The 15,191-nt window shown below is 33.8% G+C and carries 6 protein-coding genes and 2 rRNA genes; 1 reads left to right on the top strand and 7 read right to left on the bottom strand.

The features are described from left to right. Nucleotides 1–77: 77 nt before the first annotated feature. The 6 genes from SAM46_RS00410 to SAM46_RS00385 all read right to left on the bottom strand — a co-directional run bounded on the left by SAM46_RS00410 (nucleotide 78) and on the right by SAM46_RS00385 (nucleotide 12,897). Nucleotides 78–2,956, bottom strand: a 23S ribosomal RNA gene (locus tag SAM46_RS00410). Nucleotides 2,957–3,217: 261 nt separating this feature from the next. Then, nucleotides 3,218–4,722 (bottom strand): 16S ribosomal RNA (locus SAM46_RS00405). Together the 16S and 23S rRNA genes form the textbook arrangement of a ribosomal RNA operon. Nucleotides 4,723–4,927: 205 nt before the next feature. Further along, entirely contained in the window at nucleotides 4,928–5,911 is a 984-nt protein-coding gene (gene recA / locus SAM46_RS00400) for a recombinase RecA (RefSeq protein ID WP_078747170.1), read from the bottom strand. Nucleotides 5,912–6,022: 111 nt separating this feature from the next. Then, nucleotides 6,023–7,210, bottom strand: coding sequence for an elongation factor Tu (tuf, locus tag SAM46_RS00395; protein ID WP_078747171.1), 1,188 nt, complete (start codon nucleotides 7,208–7,210; stop codon nucleotides 6,023–6,025). A gap of 191 nt (nucleotides 7,211–7,401) precedes the next feature. Then, nucleotides 7,402–11,799, bottom strand: coding sequence for a PolC-type DNA polymerase III (locus SAM46_RS00390; protein ID WP_078747172.1), 4,398 nt, complete (start codon nucleotides 11,797–11,799; stop codon nucleotides 7,402–7,404). Nucleotides 11,800–11,820: 21 nt separating this feature from the next. Next, complete coding sequence (locus tag SAM46_RS00385) at nucleotides 11,821–12,897, bottom strand: phosphatidate cytidylyltransferase (RefSeq protein ID WP_078747173.1); 1,077 nt, start codon at nucleotides 12,895–12,897, stop codon at nucleotides 11,821–11,823. Nucleotides 12,898–13,087: 190 nt separating this feature from the next. Here SAM46_RS00385 and SAM46_RS00380 point away from each other — a divergent pair, with 190 nt between their 5' ends. Then, a complete protein-coding gene (locus SAM46_RS00380) occupies nucleotides 13,088–13,834 on the top strand; it encodes a phosphotransferase family protein (protein WP_078747174.1) in 747 nt (248 codons plus the stop codon). A gap of 117 nt (nucleotides 13,835–13,951) precedes the next feature. On the opposite strand, the gene tyrS is transcribed toward SAM46_RS00380, so the two are convergent. After that, a complete protein-coding gene (tyrS, locus tag SAM46_RS00375; RefSeq protein ID WP_078747186.1) occupies nucleotides 13,952–15,190 on the bottom strand; it encodes a tyrosine--tRNA ligase in 1,239 nt (412 codons plus the stop codon). Nucleotide 15,191 lies beyond the last annotated feature (1 nt).

Raw genomic sequence — 15,191 nt, 5'->3', positions numbered from 1 at the left:
CGAAATCGCGTTTATATTCTTTAAAAACTGAATAGTAATAGCAATGTTAATAATTCATTAAAATGTCTGAATACATAACTTTTAAACCTATCAATTTATTAGTAATGGTCAGCTGAATGTATTACTACACTTACACTTCCATCCTATCAACCTCGTAGTCTACAAGGAATTTCAAGGGAATACTTATCTCTGAGGAGGCTTCCCACTTAGATGCTTTCAGCGGTTATCCCTTCCGTACTTAGCTACCCAGCTATGCTCCTGGCGGAACAACTGGAACACCAGCGGTACGTCCACTCCGGTCCTCTCGTACTAAGAGCAGCTCTCATCAATATTCCAACGCCCACATCAGATAGGGACCGAACTGTCTCACGACGTTCTGAACCCAGCTCGCGTACCGCTTTAATTGGCGAACAGCCAAACCCTTGGAACCGACTCCAGCTCCAGGATGCGATGAGCCGACATCGAGGTGCCAAACCTTGCCGTCGATGTGATCTCTTGGGCAAGATAAGCCTGTTATCCCCAGGGTAACTTTTATCCGTTGAGCGACTGCCGTTCCATGACGTACAGCCGGATCACTAAGTCCTGCTTTCGCACCTGCTCGACTTGTAGGTCTCGCAGTCAAGCACACTTCTACCTTTGCGCTCTACATACGGTTTCTGACCGTATTGAGTGTACCTTTGAACGCCTCCGTTACCTTTTAGGAGGCAACCGCCCCAGTCAAACTACCCACCACGCACTGTCCCCCTACCGGATTACGGTAGCAGGTTAGAACTCAACATACCAAGGGTGGTATTTCAAGGTCGACTAATCTAGAACTGGCGTCCTAGCCTCATTGTCTCCCACCTATCCTACACGTGTAGGCCAAGTTTCAATACCAAGTTGTAGTAAAGCTCCACTGGGTCTTTTCGTCTTGATGCAGGTACCCAGCGTTTTCACTGGACCATAATTTCACCGAGTCCAATGTTGAGACAGTTGAGAGATTATTGCGCCTTTGTGCAGGTCAGTATTTAGCCGACAAGGAATTTCGCTACCTTAGGACCGTTATAGTTACGGCCGCCGTTCACCCGGGCTTCACTTCAATGCTTCGCATAGCTAACAAATCCGCTTAACCTTCGGGCACTGGGCAGGCTTCACCCCCTATACTTCATCTTACGATTTAGCAGAGAGCTGTGTTTTTGATAAACAGTTGCCCCTCACAATTTACTGTGGCCGACAAATGTTGGCACCCCTTCTCGCAAACTTACGGGGTTAATTTGCAGAGTTCCTTAACATTGGTTTTCTCGCTCGCCTTAGAATACTCATCTTGGGAACGTGTGTCCGTTCTCGGTACAGGCACCTTTTGTTTTATAACGCTTAGAAGCTTTTCTTGGAAGTATGAAATCACACAATTCACTACAAGTAGCTATACATTATGACTCCCAGTTATAGAATCCGCATTTAACTAGATTCACCAGTAATCACTTATCCCTAAATCCAATAATAGGTAGTGTTATCCTTCTTCGTCACTCCATCACTTACGCAGGTGGTACAGGAATATTAACCTGTTGTCCATGGGATACGCTTTTCAGCCTTTCCTTAGGTTCATGACTAACCCTGGGTGGACAAACCTTCCCAGGAAACCTTTCCCAATAGGCGTTGAGGATTCTCACCTCAAATCGTTACTCATACCGGCATTCTCACTTCTTAATGCTCCACCAGTCCTCACGGTCTGACTTCGCCGCATTAAGAACGCTCCTCTAACGTACTAAATGTACCCGTAGCTTCGGTATTGTGTTTTACTCCCATTACATTATTGGCGCAAGATTCTTGACTAGTGAGCTATTACGCACTCTTTAAAGGATGGCTGCTTCTAAGCCAACCTCCTAGTTGTTTATGAAATCTCACAACCTTTCTGACTTAACACGATTTTGGGACCTTAGCTGACGATCTGGGTTGTTGCCCTCGCGAGCCGGGACGTTAGCACCCCGGTTCCAACTGCATGATAATACACAATGATATTCGGAGTTTGATTATAGTCAGTACCGCTAGACGCGGCCATTCCATATTCAGTGCTCTACCATCAAAGTTTAACATCACACGCTAGCCCTAAAGCTATTTCGAGGAGAACCAGCTATCTCCAAGTTCGATTGGAATTTCTCCGCTATTCACAAGTCATCCGGGCACTTTTCAGCGTACTACGGTTCGGCCCTCCACTTGGGATTAACCAAGCTTCAGCCTGCTCATGAATAGATCACATGGTTTGGGTATATATCAACATACTAGACGCCCTATTAAGACTCGATTTCTCTGCGGCTCCGCTTTTCTGCTTAACCTCGCATGTTAACATAACTCGCCAGTCCATACTGCAAGATGTACGCCATCACCCATTAACGGGCTCTGACTAATTGTAAGTAAGTGGTTTCAGATTCTATTTCACTCCCCTCCCGGGGTTCTTTCACCTTTCCCTCACGGTACTAGTTCACTATCGGTGTCTGATTAGTATTTAGCCTTACCGGATGGTCCCAGGCAGATTCAGACAGGGTTTCGCGTGCCCCGCCTTACTCAGGATACTATCAAAAGTCTTTGCTATTTCGCTTACGGGAGTATCACCCTCTGTGCTTAGTTTTCCCAAACTATTCTGCTATAACAAAGATTTGTAACTTTATGTAGATAGTCCTACAACCCCAGTTTAAAAAACTGGTTTGGGCTCTTTCACGTTCGCTCGCCGCTACTGATGAAATCATTTTTATTTTCTTTTCCTGTTGCTACTAAGATGTTTCAGTTCACAACGTGTCTCGCAAATGGAACTATTTTATTCATTCCATAGCAACTAGACATTACTCTAGTTAGGTTTCCCCATTCGGAAATCCCCGTTTTGGTGCTTATATCCAGCTCCACGAGGCTTATCGCAGGTAATCACGTCCTTCATCGACTTTCAGACCCAAGGCATCCACCACAAACTCTTACTTATTTAAAAGTTGTAACAATATTTTCCTATTGTTGTTGATGTATTCAAAGACATTTTAACGAATTATTATTTCTAATAATTTCTCGGTATCACAAAACAAATTGACTAATTTATTTTTTGATGTCGTTGTTATATTAATATCTTTACTATTCAGTTTTCAAAGAACATAAGAGAGAAAGTTCTCTCAAAACTAGATATATAATGACAGCTTATTATAATAAGGTAAATTGTAAATAAGTAACAAATAAATTGTTATTTTGTACTCCGTAGAAAGGAGGTAATCCATCCCCACGTTCTCGTAGGGATACCTTGTTACGACTTCACCCCAGTCACCAGTCCTGCCTTAGGCAGTTGTCTCCGTAGTTGACTAAACCGACTTCGGGCGTCACCAGCTCCCATGGTGTGACGGGCGGTGTGTACAAGACCCGAGAACGTATTCACCGTAGCGTAGCTAATTCTACGATTACTAGCGATTCCGACTTCATGTAGTCGAGTTGCAGACTACAATCCGAACTGAGAAAGGTTTTTGAGATTTGCTCCATGTCGCCATATTGCTTCTCTTTGTACCTTCCATTGTAGCACGTGTGTTGCCCCACTCGTAAGAGGCATGATGATTTGACGTCGTCCCCACCTTCCTCCCAGTTACCCGGGCAGTCTCCTTAAGGTATTTAATTAAGGATAAGGGTTGCGCTCGTTGCAGGACTTAACCGAACATCTCACGACACGAGCTGACGACAACCATGCACCATCTGTCATTCTGTTAACCTCCACTATATCTCTATAGCTTTGCAGAAGATGTCAAGAGTGGGTAAGGTTCTACGCGTATCTTCAAATTAAACCACATGCTCCACCGCTTGTGCAAGTCCCGTCAATTCCTTTAAGTTTCACTCTTGCGAGCATACTACTCAGGCGGATGATTTAATGCGTTAGCTGCGCCAATGGTTCCCATCAGCTAATCATCATCGTTTACGGCGTGGACTACCAGGGTATCTAATCCTGTTTGCTCCCCACGCTTTCGTCTCTCAGTGTCAATATGTGCCCAGTTAACTGCCTTCGCCAAGTTGATGTTCTTCCTTATATCTACGCATTTCACCGCTTCACAAGGAATTCCGTTAACCTCTACACAATTCTAGTTTGCCAGTATCCAACGCGATTTGGGGTTGAGCCCCAAGTTTTGACGCCAGACTTAACAAACAACCTACAGACGCTTTACGCCCAATAATTCCGGATAACGCTTGCAACCTATGTATTACCGCGGCTGCTGGCACATAGTTAGCCGTTGCTTTCTGATTTAGTACTGTCAAGATAATAGCATTTCCTCTACTATTTTTTCATCCTAAATAACAGCAGTTTACAACCCGAAGGCCTTCATCCTGCACGCTGTGTCGCTCCATCAGACTTTCGTCCATTGTGGAAAATTCCCTACTGCTGCCTCCCGTAGGAGTCTGGCCGTATCTCAGTCCCAGTGTGACAGATTAGTCTCTCAACCCCGTTAAACATCATAGCCTTGGTGAGCCATTACCTCACCAACTAGCTAATGTTCCGCACCCCGATCTTTTAGTGGAGCTTGAATGCTCCTTTTATATAAGGAAGATGCCTTCCTTATAAGTATCCGGTATTAGCGATAATTTCTCATCGTTGTCCCAATCTAAAAGGTACGTTAAGTACGTGTTACTCACCCATTCGCCGCTAAGTTCCGAAGAACTCCGCTCGACATGCATGTATTAGGCACACAGCCAGCGTTCATCCTGAGCCAGGATCAAACTCTCGAAAAAATTGACTGTCATGTACATTGTATATATCTAGTTTTCAAAGAACTTTAGCACAGCTGTTTAGCTGTTAAGTGATATTATTATATAACAGAAAGTCAAAACTCATAATAAAAATATCAACTTTTTTTATTTTCTTTTTTATTGATTTTTAAAAAGATTAGCTAACTAATAATACCAAAAAATCGCGATTGCGATTCTTTTTATCCTACTAAAATGAATTTAAAATTTCTTGATGCATTTCGATGTTTGAAAATATTATATTCCGCATATTTTTCTTTCCTTGTGCAATATTTTCTCCTTTGTAGCTAAATCAAGCTCCTTTCTTTTCTAACACACCTTTTTCAACGCCTATTTCTACTAATTCACCATATTTATCCAGTCCAGTTGAGAAATATAATTCTGATTGACCTGTTTTATATGGTATTGATAATTTATTTTTAACTACTTTAAATTTTATTTCATTACCTACTATATCTTTACCTTCAGTTATAGGTGAACCCTTTCTCACTTCAATTCTTATGCTTGAATAAAATTTTAAAGCACGGCCACCAGGAGTTGTTTCAGGACTCCCAAAAATAACACCAACCTTTTCTCTTATTTGATTAATAAATATTATTGTTGTCTTATTCTTATTTAGGTTTCCAGTAATTTTTCTTAATCCTTTGGACATAAGTCTAGCTTGAGCACCTATTTGTAAATCAGTCATTTCGCCATTTAATTCCGCCTCAGGTACTAATGCAGCAACACTATCAACAACAATTAAATCCACATTACCTGTTTTTGCTAAAATATCTACAATTTCTAATCCTTGTTCACCTGAATTAGGTTGTGACAAAATTAATTTGCTAACATCTACACCAATTTTCGATGCATATTCTGAATCAATTGAATGTTCAGCATCTATAAAGGCTGCAATTCCACCAGATTTTTGCACTTCTGCTATTGCGCTTAAGGCTAATGATGTTTTTCCAGAACTTTCAGGTCCATATATTTCAATGATTTTTCCTTTCGGCAATCCATTAATACCTAATAATTTATCTAATATATAGCTTCCACTATGAAAAGTGTCAACAGATATATAAGGTATATCACCTAGTAGCATTATTGATTCTTCACCTAATTTTTTTGTTATTTCTTTTAAAGTATCTTTTATAACTTGTTGGGTATTTTCTTTATTTTTTTCTTCGTTCATTTTTTCCTTTCTACTTCGCTATTAATATATGTTTTTATTTTTTTGCACTATATCTGGAAAAAAACAAAAAAAGTACACACATATGTGCATACTTTGTATATTCAGTAATTATTATTTAATAATTTTTGTAACTGAACCAGCTCCTACTGTACGTCCACCTTCACGGATTGAGAATTTTGTTCCTTCTTCAACAGCGATAGGTGCAATTAATTTAACTTTTAAGTTAACGTTTTCACCAGGCATAACCATTTCACGTCCTGGTTCAAATTCAATACCACCTGTTACGTCTGTTGTACGGAAGTAGAATTGTGGTTTATAGTTTTTAAAGAATGGTGTGTGACGTCCACCTTCTTCTTTTTTAAGTACATAGATAGCAGCTTCGAATTCTGTGTGAGGAACGATTGAACCTGGTTTTGCAAGAACTTGTCCACGTTCAACATCTTCACGGTTAATTCCACGAAGTAATAATCCAGCGTTGTCCCCTGCTTGAGCTTCTTTAAGGTTTTTACGGAACATTTCAATTCCTGTAACAACTGTTTTCTTAGTAGGTTTTAATCCAACGATTTCAACTTCATCGTTTAATTTAAGTGTTCCACGTTCTACACGACCTGTAGCAACTGTTCCACGTCCTGTAATTGTAAATACGTCTTCAACTGCCATTAAGAATGGTTTGTCGAATTCTTTAACTGGTGTTTCAATGTATGAATCAACAGCGTTCATAAGTTCCATAACTTTATCTTCGTATTTAGCATCACCTTCAAGAGCTTTTAAAGCTGAACCACGGATAATTGGAGCATTGTCTCCGTCAAATCCGTATTCTGAAAGAAGTGAACGAATTTCCATTTCTACTAATTCGATCATTTCTTCTTCACCTTCTAACATATCGCATTTGTTTAAGAAAACAACGATACGAGGAACACCAACTTGTTTAGATAAAAGAATGTGTTCACGTGTTTGAGGCATAGGTCCATCTGTTGCAGCAACAACTAAGATAGCACCATCCATTTGAGCAGCCCCTGTAATCATGTTTTTAACGTAGTCAGCGTGACCAGGACAGTCAACGTGTGCGTAGTGACGGTTTTCTGTTTGGTATTCGATGTGTGAAGTATTAATTGTAATTCCACGTGCTCTTTCTTCTGGAGCATTATCGATAGAAGCATAGTCACGAGCTTCTGATAAACCTTTTTTAGCTAAAACTGTAGCAATAGCAGCAGTTAAAGTTGTTTTACCGTGGTCAACGTGTCCGATTGTACCAACGTTTACGTGTTCTTTTGAACGATCAAAATCTAATTTTGCCATAAAATTTGTATCCTTTCTATTTATATTATTAATTAGATATTATTTTATTAAATATTTGTTTTAGCGCTAAAACCAACCTGAAGTCTGGCCTTCCATCCAGAACCTGTCCGTTTATTATTAGCAATGTAATTTTATCAAATTTTTATTTTTTTAATAAAAATGTATTTTTTTATTAAATTTATGTTTAGTACTTAAAATAACTTCATTTGGTTTGTTTCGTTTAAATAATCTAATATTCCTAACTCATCATTTAGATATTTATATAAGGTTATGTTAATACCACTTCGCTTCTTGAAATCTTCTTTTGACATATATTGCTGTTCATTTCTGCCTTCAACAATTTTATTTGCTACAGCTTCTCCAAGCCCACCAATTGCTGAAAATGGTGGTATTAATGTTTTGTGCTCTTTATCCACAACTCATTCAGTAGCTAGCGATCTTTTTAAGTCTATATTGGAAATATTAAATCCTCTTGCATATAATTCACGAGCAATTTCAAGTGTTTGCATTAAGTTTTCATCTTTAACTTTTTTATCTTTTGAGAATTCAATTTCTTTAATCTTTTTATTTATTTTAATTGCTCCATAATCATCTTTTAATGTCTGAATATCAAATTCTTCAACTCTTGTTGTGAAAAATGTTGCATAGTACTCAAGTGGATAATATAGTTTAAATCAAGCAATTCTTCATGCCATTAATACATAGGCAGTAGCGTGCGCTTTAGGGAACATATATTTAATCTTTTTCATTGAATCTATATATCATTCCGGAACATTATCTTTTCTTAATTGTGTGCTTTCTTCTTCAGTTAGTCCCTTACCTTTACGAACTTTTTCCATTATCTTAAATGAATATAACGGATCAACCCCTTTATTAATTAAGTAAACCATAATATCATCACGACAAGATATAACATCTTTTAAGGTAAATCCTTTTTCATTAATAAGACTTTGGGCATTTCCTGTTCACACATCTGTTCCATGCGATAAACCTGATAATGAAATTAAATCAGCAAATGATTCAGCCTTAGCTTCATATAACATCCTACGAACAAAGTTGGTACCAAATTCAGGTAATCCTAATGCGCCTGTTATTTCACCACCTATATCTTTAGGTTCTATATTAAGTGCTTTTGTACTACTAAAAAGAGACATAACAGCTGGGTCTTTTTTAGGAATATCTTTTTTTACATCTAATCCAGTTAGTCTTTCTAGCATTCTGATAGCTGTAGGATCAACATGACCTAAAATATCCAGCTTAAGCACATTATCATGAATAGCATGGAAATCAAAGTGAGTTGTTTTTCAATCTAATGAAATATCATCAGCAGGATAATTAATTGGAGTAAAATCTTCTACATCAAATTCTTTCGGAATAATTATAATTCCTCCAGGGTGTTGACCTGTTGTTCTTTTTACCCCTTCCATTTTCGTGGATAAGAAATCTATATAAGGATTAGAAAACTCAAATCCATATTCTTCTACAGCTTTTCTTACATAACCATATGCCGTTTTACTTTTAATAGTTGATATAGTACCAGCTCTAAAAGTATGTGATTCACCAAATAATCTCTTAATTTCGTTATGTATTTCTCCTTGATAATCTCCTGAGAAGTTTAAATCAATATCAGGAACTTTATCAGCATTAAACCCTAAGAATGTTTCGAACGGAATTGTTTGTCCATCTTTTTCCATAACTATATTACATTTAGGACAAATTTTATCATCTAAGTCAAATCCTGATGTTATACCTTCAACATTAACTAGTTCAAAATTTTTACATTTTGAACAAATATAATGCGGTGGTAATGGGTTTACTTCAGTAATTCCGGCCATTGTTGCAACTAATGAAGAGCCAACACTTCCACGGCTCCCTACTAAATATCCATTATCAAGAGATTTTTTAACAAGTTTATGCGATATTCAATATATAACATCAAATCCATATTGTAATATAGGTGTAATTTCTTTCTTTAATCTTTCTTCAATTAAAGGTGGAAGTATTTCACCATATTTTTCATGAGCTGTTTTATAAACCAATTCATAAAGTTTATCTTTAGAATTATCAAATTTAGGTGTATATAAGTCTTTATGAATAACTTCGATATCATCTTGGACCATATTTGCAATATGATTTGGATTATTTATTACAATATCTTGAATTAATTCATCATTTTTTATGAAGTTGAATGATTCAAGCATTTCATCAGTTGTATAAAAAGCTAAATCAGGCAGCTTGTTCTTTTTAGATTGTGCTTTTTTATAATCAAATAAAAAGTGTGTTGCATTTCCTATCCCTTTTGAATATACAAGGCATTTGAAAACATTTTGGTCTAATTTATCTTGGTATCTAACATCACCAATTGCTACTGGTATTTTATTATTTTGTTGAGCTAATTGTATCATTCTAATAATAGTGTCTTGAACTTCAAATTGTGAAAATTTATCAGGTGATTCAATATAGTGATCTAGAGCATTTATGTGTGGTATTTCAATATAATCAAATTTATCTAGAATATCTTTAATAGCTAAATCTGATGAATAAAACATATAATCCAGGAATCTAGATTTTAATCCACCTGATCCAAATAATAAATTAGGAGACTTAACTAAATCTTCTAGAAATAATTTTGGAGATCCGAAAAATCTATGTGTTAATGATAAAGTAACTAAATTAAATAGTTCTTTTAATCCTTTTTGATTTAACGCTAACACAGTAACTTGAGAAGAACGAGTACGATTATAAATACTATTATCTTGAATTGAATCCAATTCATCAAATCTATTAATTCCTTTTTCATGCAATAAATACATTGCCTTTATTCAAGCTTGAGCCAATACATCCGCATCATAATCAGCACGGTGTGCTACATTAGCATCATATACTACCGATAAATTTGCACAGAAAGCACCTAAATTATGTTCTCTTTTTTCACTAAATAAATATCTAGAAACTATCAATGTATCAATAAAAAAGGTTTTTGGAAGTTCCATATTTTCTTGAATGAATTTTTGATATATAAAATGAGAGTCAAAGTGAGCATTGTGAGCTACACAAATTCTATTATTTATAATTTTATATATCTTTTCAAGCCCCTCATGTAACGAATATCCTTCATTTTCTAGCATTACATCCGTTATATTAGTCAGATTAATTGTAGTTGAAGATAAAGGTTTCTTAGCTTTTATAAAAAATTGGTGTGTTTCTTTAATTTCACCATCAACTACAACCGAAGCTCCAAATTCAATTAATTCTCCATATTGTGCCGATAAGTGAGTAGTTTCAATATCAAGAACAACATATTCTGAGGTTAAAATATTTGGATTTGTATGATCATAATTAAGCAAGAAATTATGGTTTTTATCAATTACATCAAAAGACACACCATAAATTGGCTTAATACCAGCTTTTTTAGCAGAATGATAAAACTCAGGAAATCCTTGAACTCCATTAGAATCAACTAAAGCTACAGCTTTATGTCCATATTTTGACGCAATCTCAATTAAATCTTTTGGATCAAGTAATCCATCCATTGTGCTCATTTTTGACCGAGCAGATAATTCAACTCTTTTAAAATCAGCATTATCTTGCTTAATATTTCTTGGGTTATCAATTTTAATAAAAGAGTGCGCCTTGATAATTTTGTTTAATGGCCCTTCGCCACGATATGAATATGGGTTTGCTACAGTACCATATACTTCTACATAATCATTAATTGTCGGGATATATTCTGGAACATTGTTGTTATTGACAAAATAAGATATTTCAAGTGCATCATAATAATTCGAAATGTAAAATTTATAAATTTTAAATTCAGGTCTTTCTATTATATCTTGTTTATAAACTATTCCACTTGTCATAACAGGTATATCAATTACTTCTGGAGCTAGTGAATTGATATATTCGATAGAGACTGTAGAGTAATTTTTACTTGATTTACGATAGTGTCTATTTGAATTATATTTTTTATCAGACACTTTTCTTTCAAAGCCAGTTTGTTGTTGCGAATAATTATCATCTAATTCAGTGTAAATTTGACAAGATTTAGCATATTGATTTCGAATATCTTGTTCAGGAGTTCAATCACAAGCATCAATGTATTTCGGAAGAAGCATAAAGTTTTTAAACCCAAAACTTCTCATTGTGCTAGATAAAACTGCAGATTGCATTTCTAAATCTCTCATTTGGTCTTTATCGCTAAAGAGAAATTCTCATGATTTATTTGAAGCATTATATTCTAGTGAATTAAACATTTTTAAATGTCTACATAAAATAGTTTGGCATAGTTTATCACTTATATCTAACATTCCTAAAATATAATTTTTGATTTCAAGATTGCTTAAATCAAAATCAATATAGTCAAACTCAATTCAAAATTTTTCTTTTTTACAAATTAATAAAAGTTGCTTAAAATCTTCTCAAGCCGGAATAGAGGATTTTAAATATACCTTTTGATACTTGATTTGATTATTCTCATCTCTTTTAAACTCAAGTTTCTCGACATCAAAAATCGCATCTTTTAAGGATGATAAAAAACTTAGGCCTAAATAGTCCATAAGTTTTTGAAATCCTGAATCAGAATATTTCATAACACCTCCAGAATATTATTTTTAAAGAACTGAAAAAGCACCTAAAATTCCAAAAAATACAAATACAAATGAAATGGAATCTATTCTATCTAACACACCACCATGTTCTTTTAAAATGTTTGAAAAATCTTTTATTTCATTTCTTCTCTTTACAAGTGAGAAATATAAATCGCCAAATAATGCTATAACTGGTGCTACAAATAAAAATACTAATAAAAATGGGAAAAATCTTGAACTAATATTATTTAGCACTCCTGCTACTGAGTTAGCACTTTGTCCTCTGATTCCTCAAACTATGTATATATAAAGTATAGTAGCTATAAATGAAACTACATAACCTACAAAAGCACCTTCTCATGTTTTCTTAGGGCTTATAGCAGGAGCTAATTTAGCTTTTATAAATTTATGACCAAGGAATTTTCCGCCAAAATATCCACCCATATCATATGATGATGCTATAACTATCATTAATAAAATTAATTCAATTCCATAAGGTTGTGTCATTAATACAACAAACATCTTGATAAATATGGTTACTATTAAAGAAATAAATCATAGTGAAAATGTTTTATATATTAATCCAGTCATATTTAAGTTCTTAATTACAATTAATCTAATTAAGAAAAATATTAAAACTATAATTAAAGATGTCAATGGTGTTCAAAAATCAAACACATATGCAGTTAGCAAGTATCCAAAATATGTAGCTCCACTTAAATCTTTAGGATTATCTATTCTATTAATATTCAATTCGAATTGGCCAACTTTACCATGCCCAAATAACACATTAGTAAACATATCAGGGCCTAGCATTAAAGAACCCACAAAAAATATAGTTAAAATAATGGAAGGTACTAACATATGACTATAAGCTTTAGAAAGCTCATAAAAAATTCATCCAGATATTAAACCTAGTAAGAGTACAGAAGTTATTCTAAGAACTCAAAATCCAGCATTTGAAAAATTAGCATATAAATCACTTCTGAATGAAAAACTCATTATCACAAGTAAAGCGATTAAAATAACAACTAGCACTATAGCTGGTATAAATCTATTTAAATAAAAATTCTTTTTTTCATCTTTTTGTATTTTTTGCATATTGTTATTATATTAAAATATTAAAGCTATATACCTATAATGCATATTATTACATTATTAAAAATAAGCATTATTCATTATTTTCTATGAAAATAATGAATTTCTATGTGTTATAAAACTATTAGCATAAGCTAAAATAATTATTGATATACTATTAATATAAAAAATAAGTTAAATATGGAGTGTATAAATGAAAAGAAAAATAGAAATCGGACATACAAATATTAGTTATCAAACTGACCAAACAATGCTACAAACTAAGGTTTATAATAAATTTAATCACAAGATTGACTATGAACAACTAGCTCAATTTGATTTTGTTCCAAGACTTATTAAAGATACTCAAGACGAAATTGAGTGAGAATGAATTAAAACTCAGCCACTTGTGTTTAATGAAGATACTTTAAAGCAAATTGCACGCAATTTTAAAACATTGCATGATTCTAGTGTTCAGTTTCCTAAAACCAATGTGGCGTCTAGAGTTAAGGAATATCGCAAAATACTTAAAGATAGAAATATTAAAATTGATGTAATAGATGAATATTACAAAAGAATTAATCTAATTTTAAAAAATTCAGAATCCAATCGTCCATTACATAACGATCTGTATTTGGATAATATTTTACTTTCAACTGAAGGAAAAATATATTTTGTAGATTGAGAATATGCAACTATGGGCGATAAACATTTCGATCTTGCTTACTTTATTTGTGGCGCTTTTTTAACACCTAAACAAGAAAAAATATTTTTAGATGAATACGATTCATACTGAGAAGAATATCTAATTCAACAAAAGATTTTGGTATATTACTTAACAATACTATGGGATAATGCTCAAGAAGTTAAACCTTTTGATGATTCATTCTGTATTCAAAGAGTAAAAGAAGTTGTTAAAGAGTATGAATACAAAAAGAAAAATAGACTTTTTAGACAATAAATAAGTCTAATTAATATAAGGTTCACACAATGTGAACTTTTATTTTATTTATTAATTTATGAACTCTGAATAATCGAAAAAGAAAAGATGGAACCTATATGAACCATCTAATCTAATTTAATTATCTTGCGCTTTAACTAAGTAAATATTCTTTTTACCAATATGTAATAAAGCATATTTGCCTTCTCAAATATCAGATGTAAATACACTATCTTCATCCATTGGGTATAAATTTACTTTTAAAGCTTTATTTTGAATAAATTCCTTAGCTTCACGTTTAGATTTTAAAACACCTAAGTTAATTAATTGAGAAACTAAATTTTCATTTGATTTAAGTTGTATTGTATTTAATACATCTTGAAGCTTAGCAATTTCTTCAGTTTGTATTGAAGATAAATCTAAATCCTTGCTAAATAAAATTGTTGAAGCTAAATGTGCTTTCTTTGCTTCTTCTTCATTATGCACTTGCTTAATTACATTAAAAGCAAGAGCTTTTTGTGCAATTCTTTTTGAAGCATCTTGATTATGTAATTTAATAATTTCATCAATTTCATTTTTATCTAGGAATGTTAATCAATTTAATAATTTAGATATTTCACTATCTGGTTGATTTAAAAGGAATTGATACATAACATATGGCTTTGTTTTTTCAGGATCTAATCATAATGATCCGCCACCTGTAGATTTACCAAATTTATTTCCATTTGCATCTGTTAATAAGTTAGCAGTAATAGCTACTGCATTATGGTCATTACCAAATACTGTTGAAATCATATCTAAACCAGTTGTAATATTTCCTCACTGATCTGAACCGCCAAATTGCACTTTTACATTTTTATTTTTATATAGTTGTAGAAAGTCTCATCCTTGAATTAATTGATATGAAAACTCTGTAAAACTTAATCCTTTTTCGATTCTTGTAGCAACTGAATCTTTAGCCAACATATATGAAACATTAACCAATTTCCCTACGTCTCTTAAGAAAACTAAAATATTCATATGTTTATAGAAGTCATAATTATCGATAACTTCTAAACCATATTTTTCAAGTTGTGATTTAATTTTTGATTTGTTTAATTGTAATGTTTCATTATCTAATAGCTGTCTTTCAGCATCTTTAAATGATGGATCCCCAATCATTCCAGTAGCCCCACCTAAAACAGCATACACTTTATAACCATATTGTTTAAATCTCAATAAATTAGCAATTTGTATATAGTTCCCTAAATGTAAACTAGTTGCGGTTGGATCAAAACCACAATATACCGCATCACCCGATGTTAAATTATTGAATTTACTTTCATTAGAAATTTGTTTTAATATTCCACGTTGTCTTAAATCTTCAATTACAGTCATT

Source organism: Mycoplasmopsis verecunda (assembly GCF_033546915.1).
Lineage (GTDB): Bacteria > Bacillota_I > Bacilli_A > Mycoplasmatales > Metamycoplasmataceae > Mycoplasmopsis > Mycoplasmopsis verecunda.
This window is presented reverse-complemented; position numbering and strand designations above follow the sequence as displayed.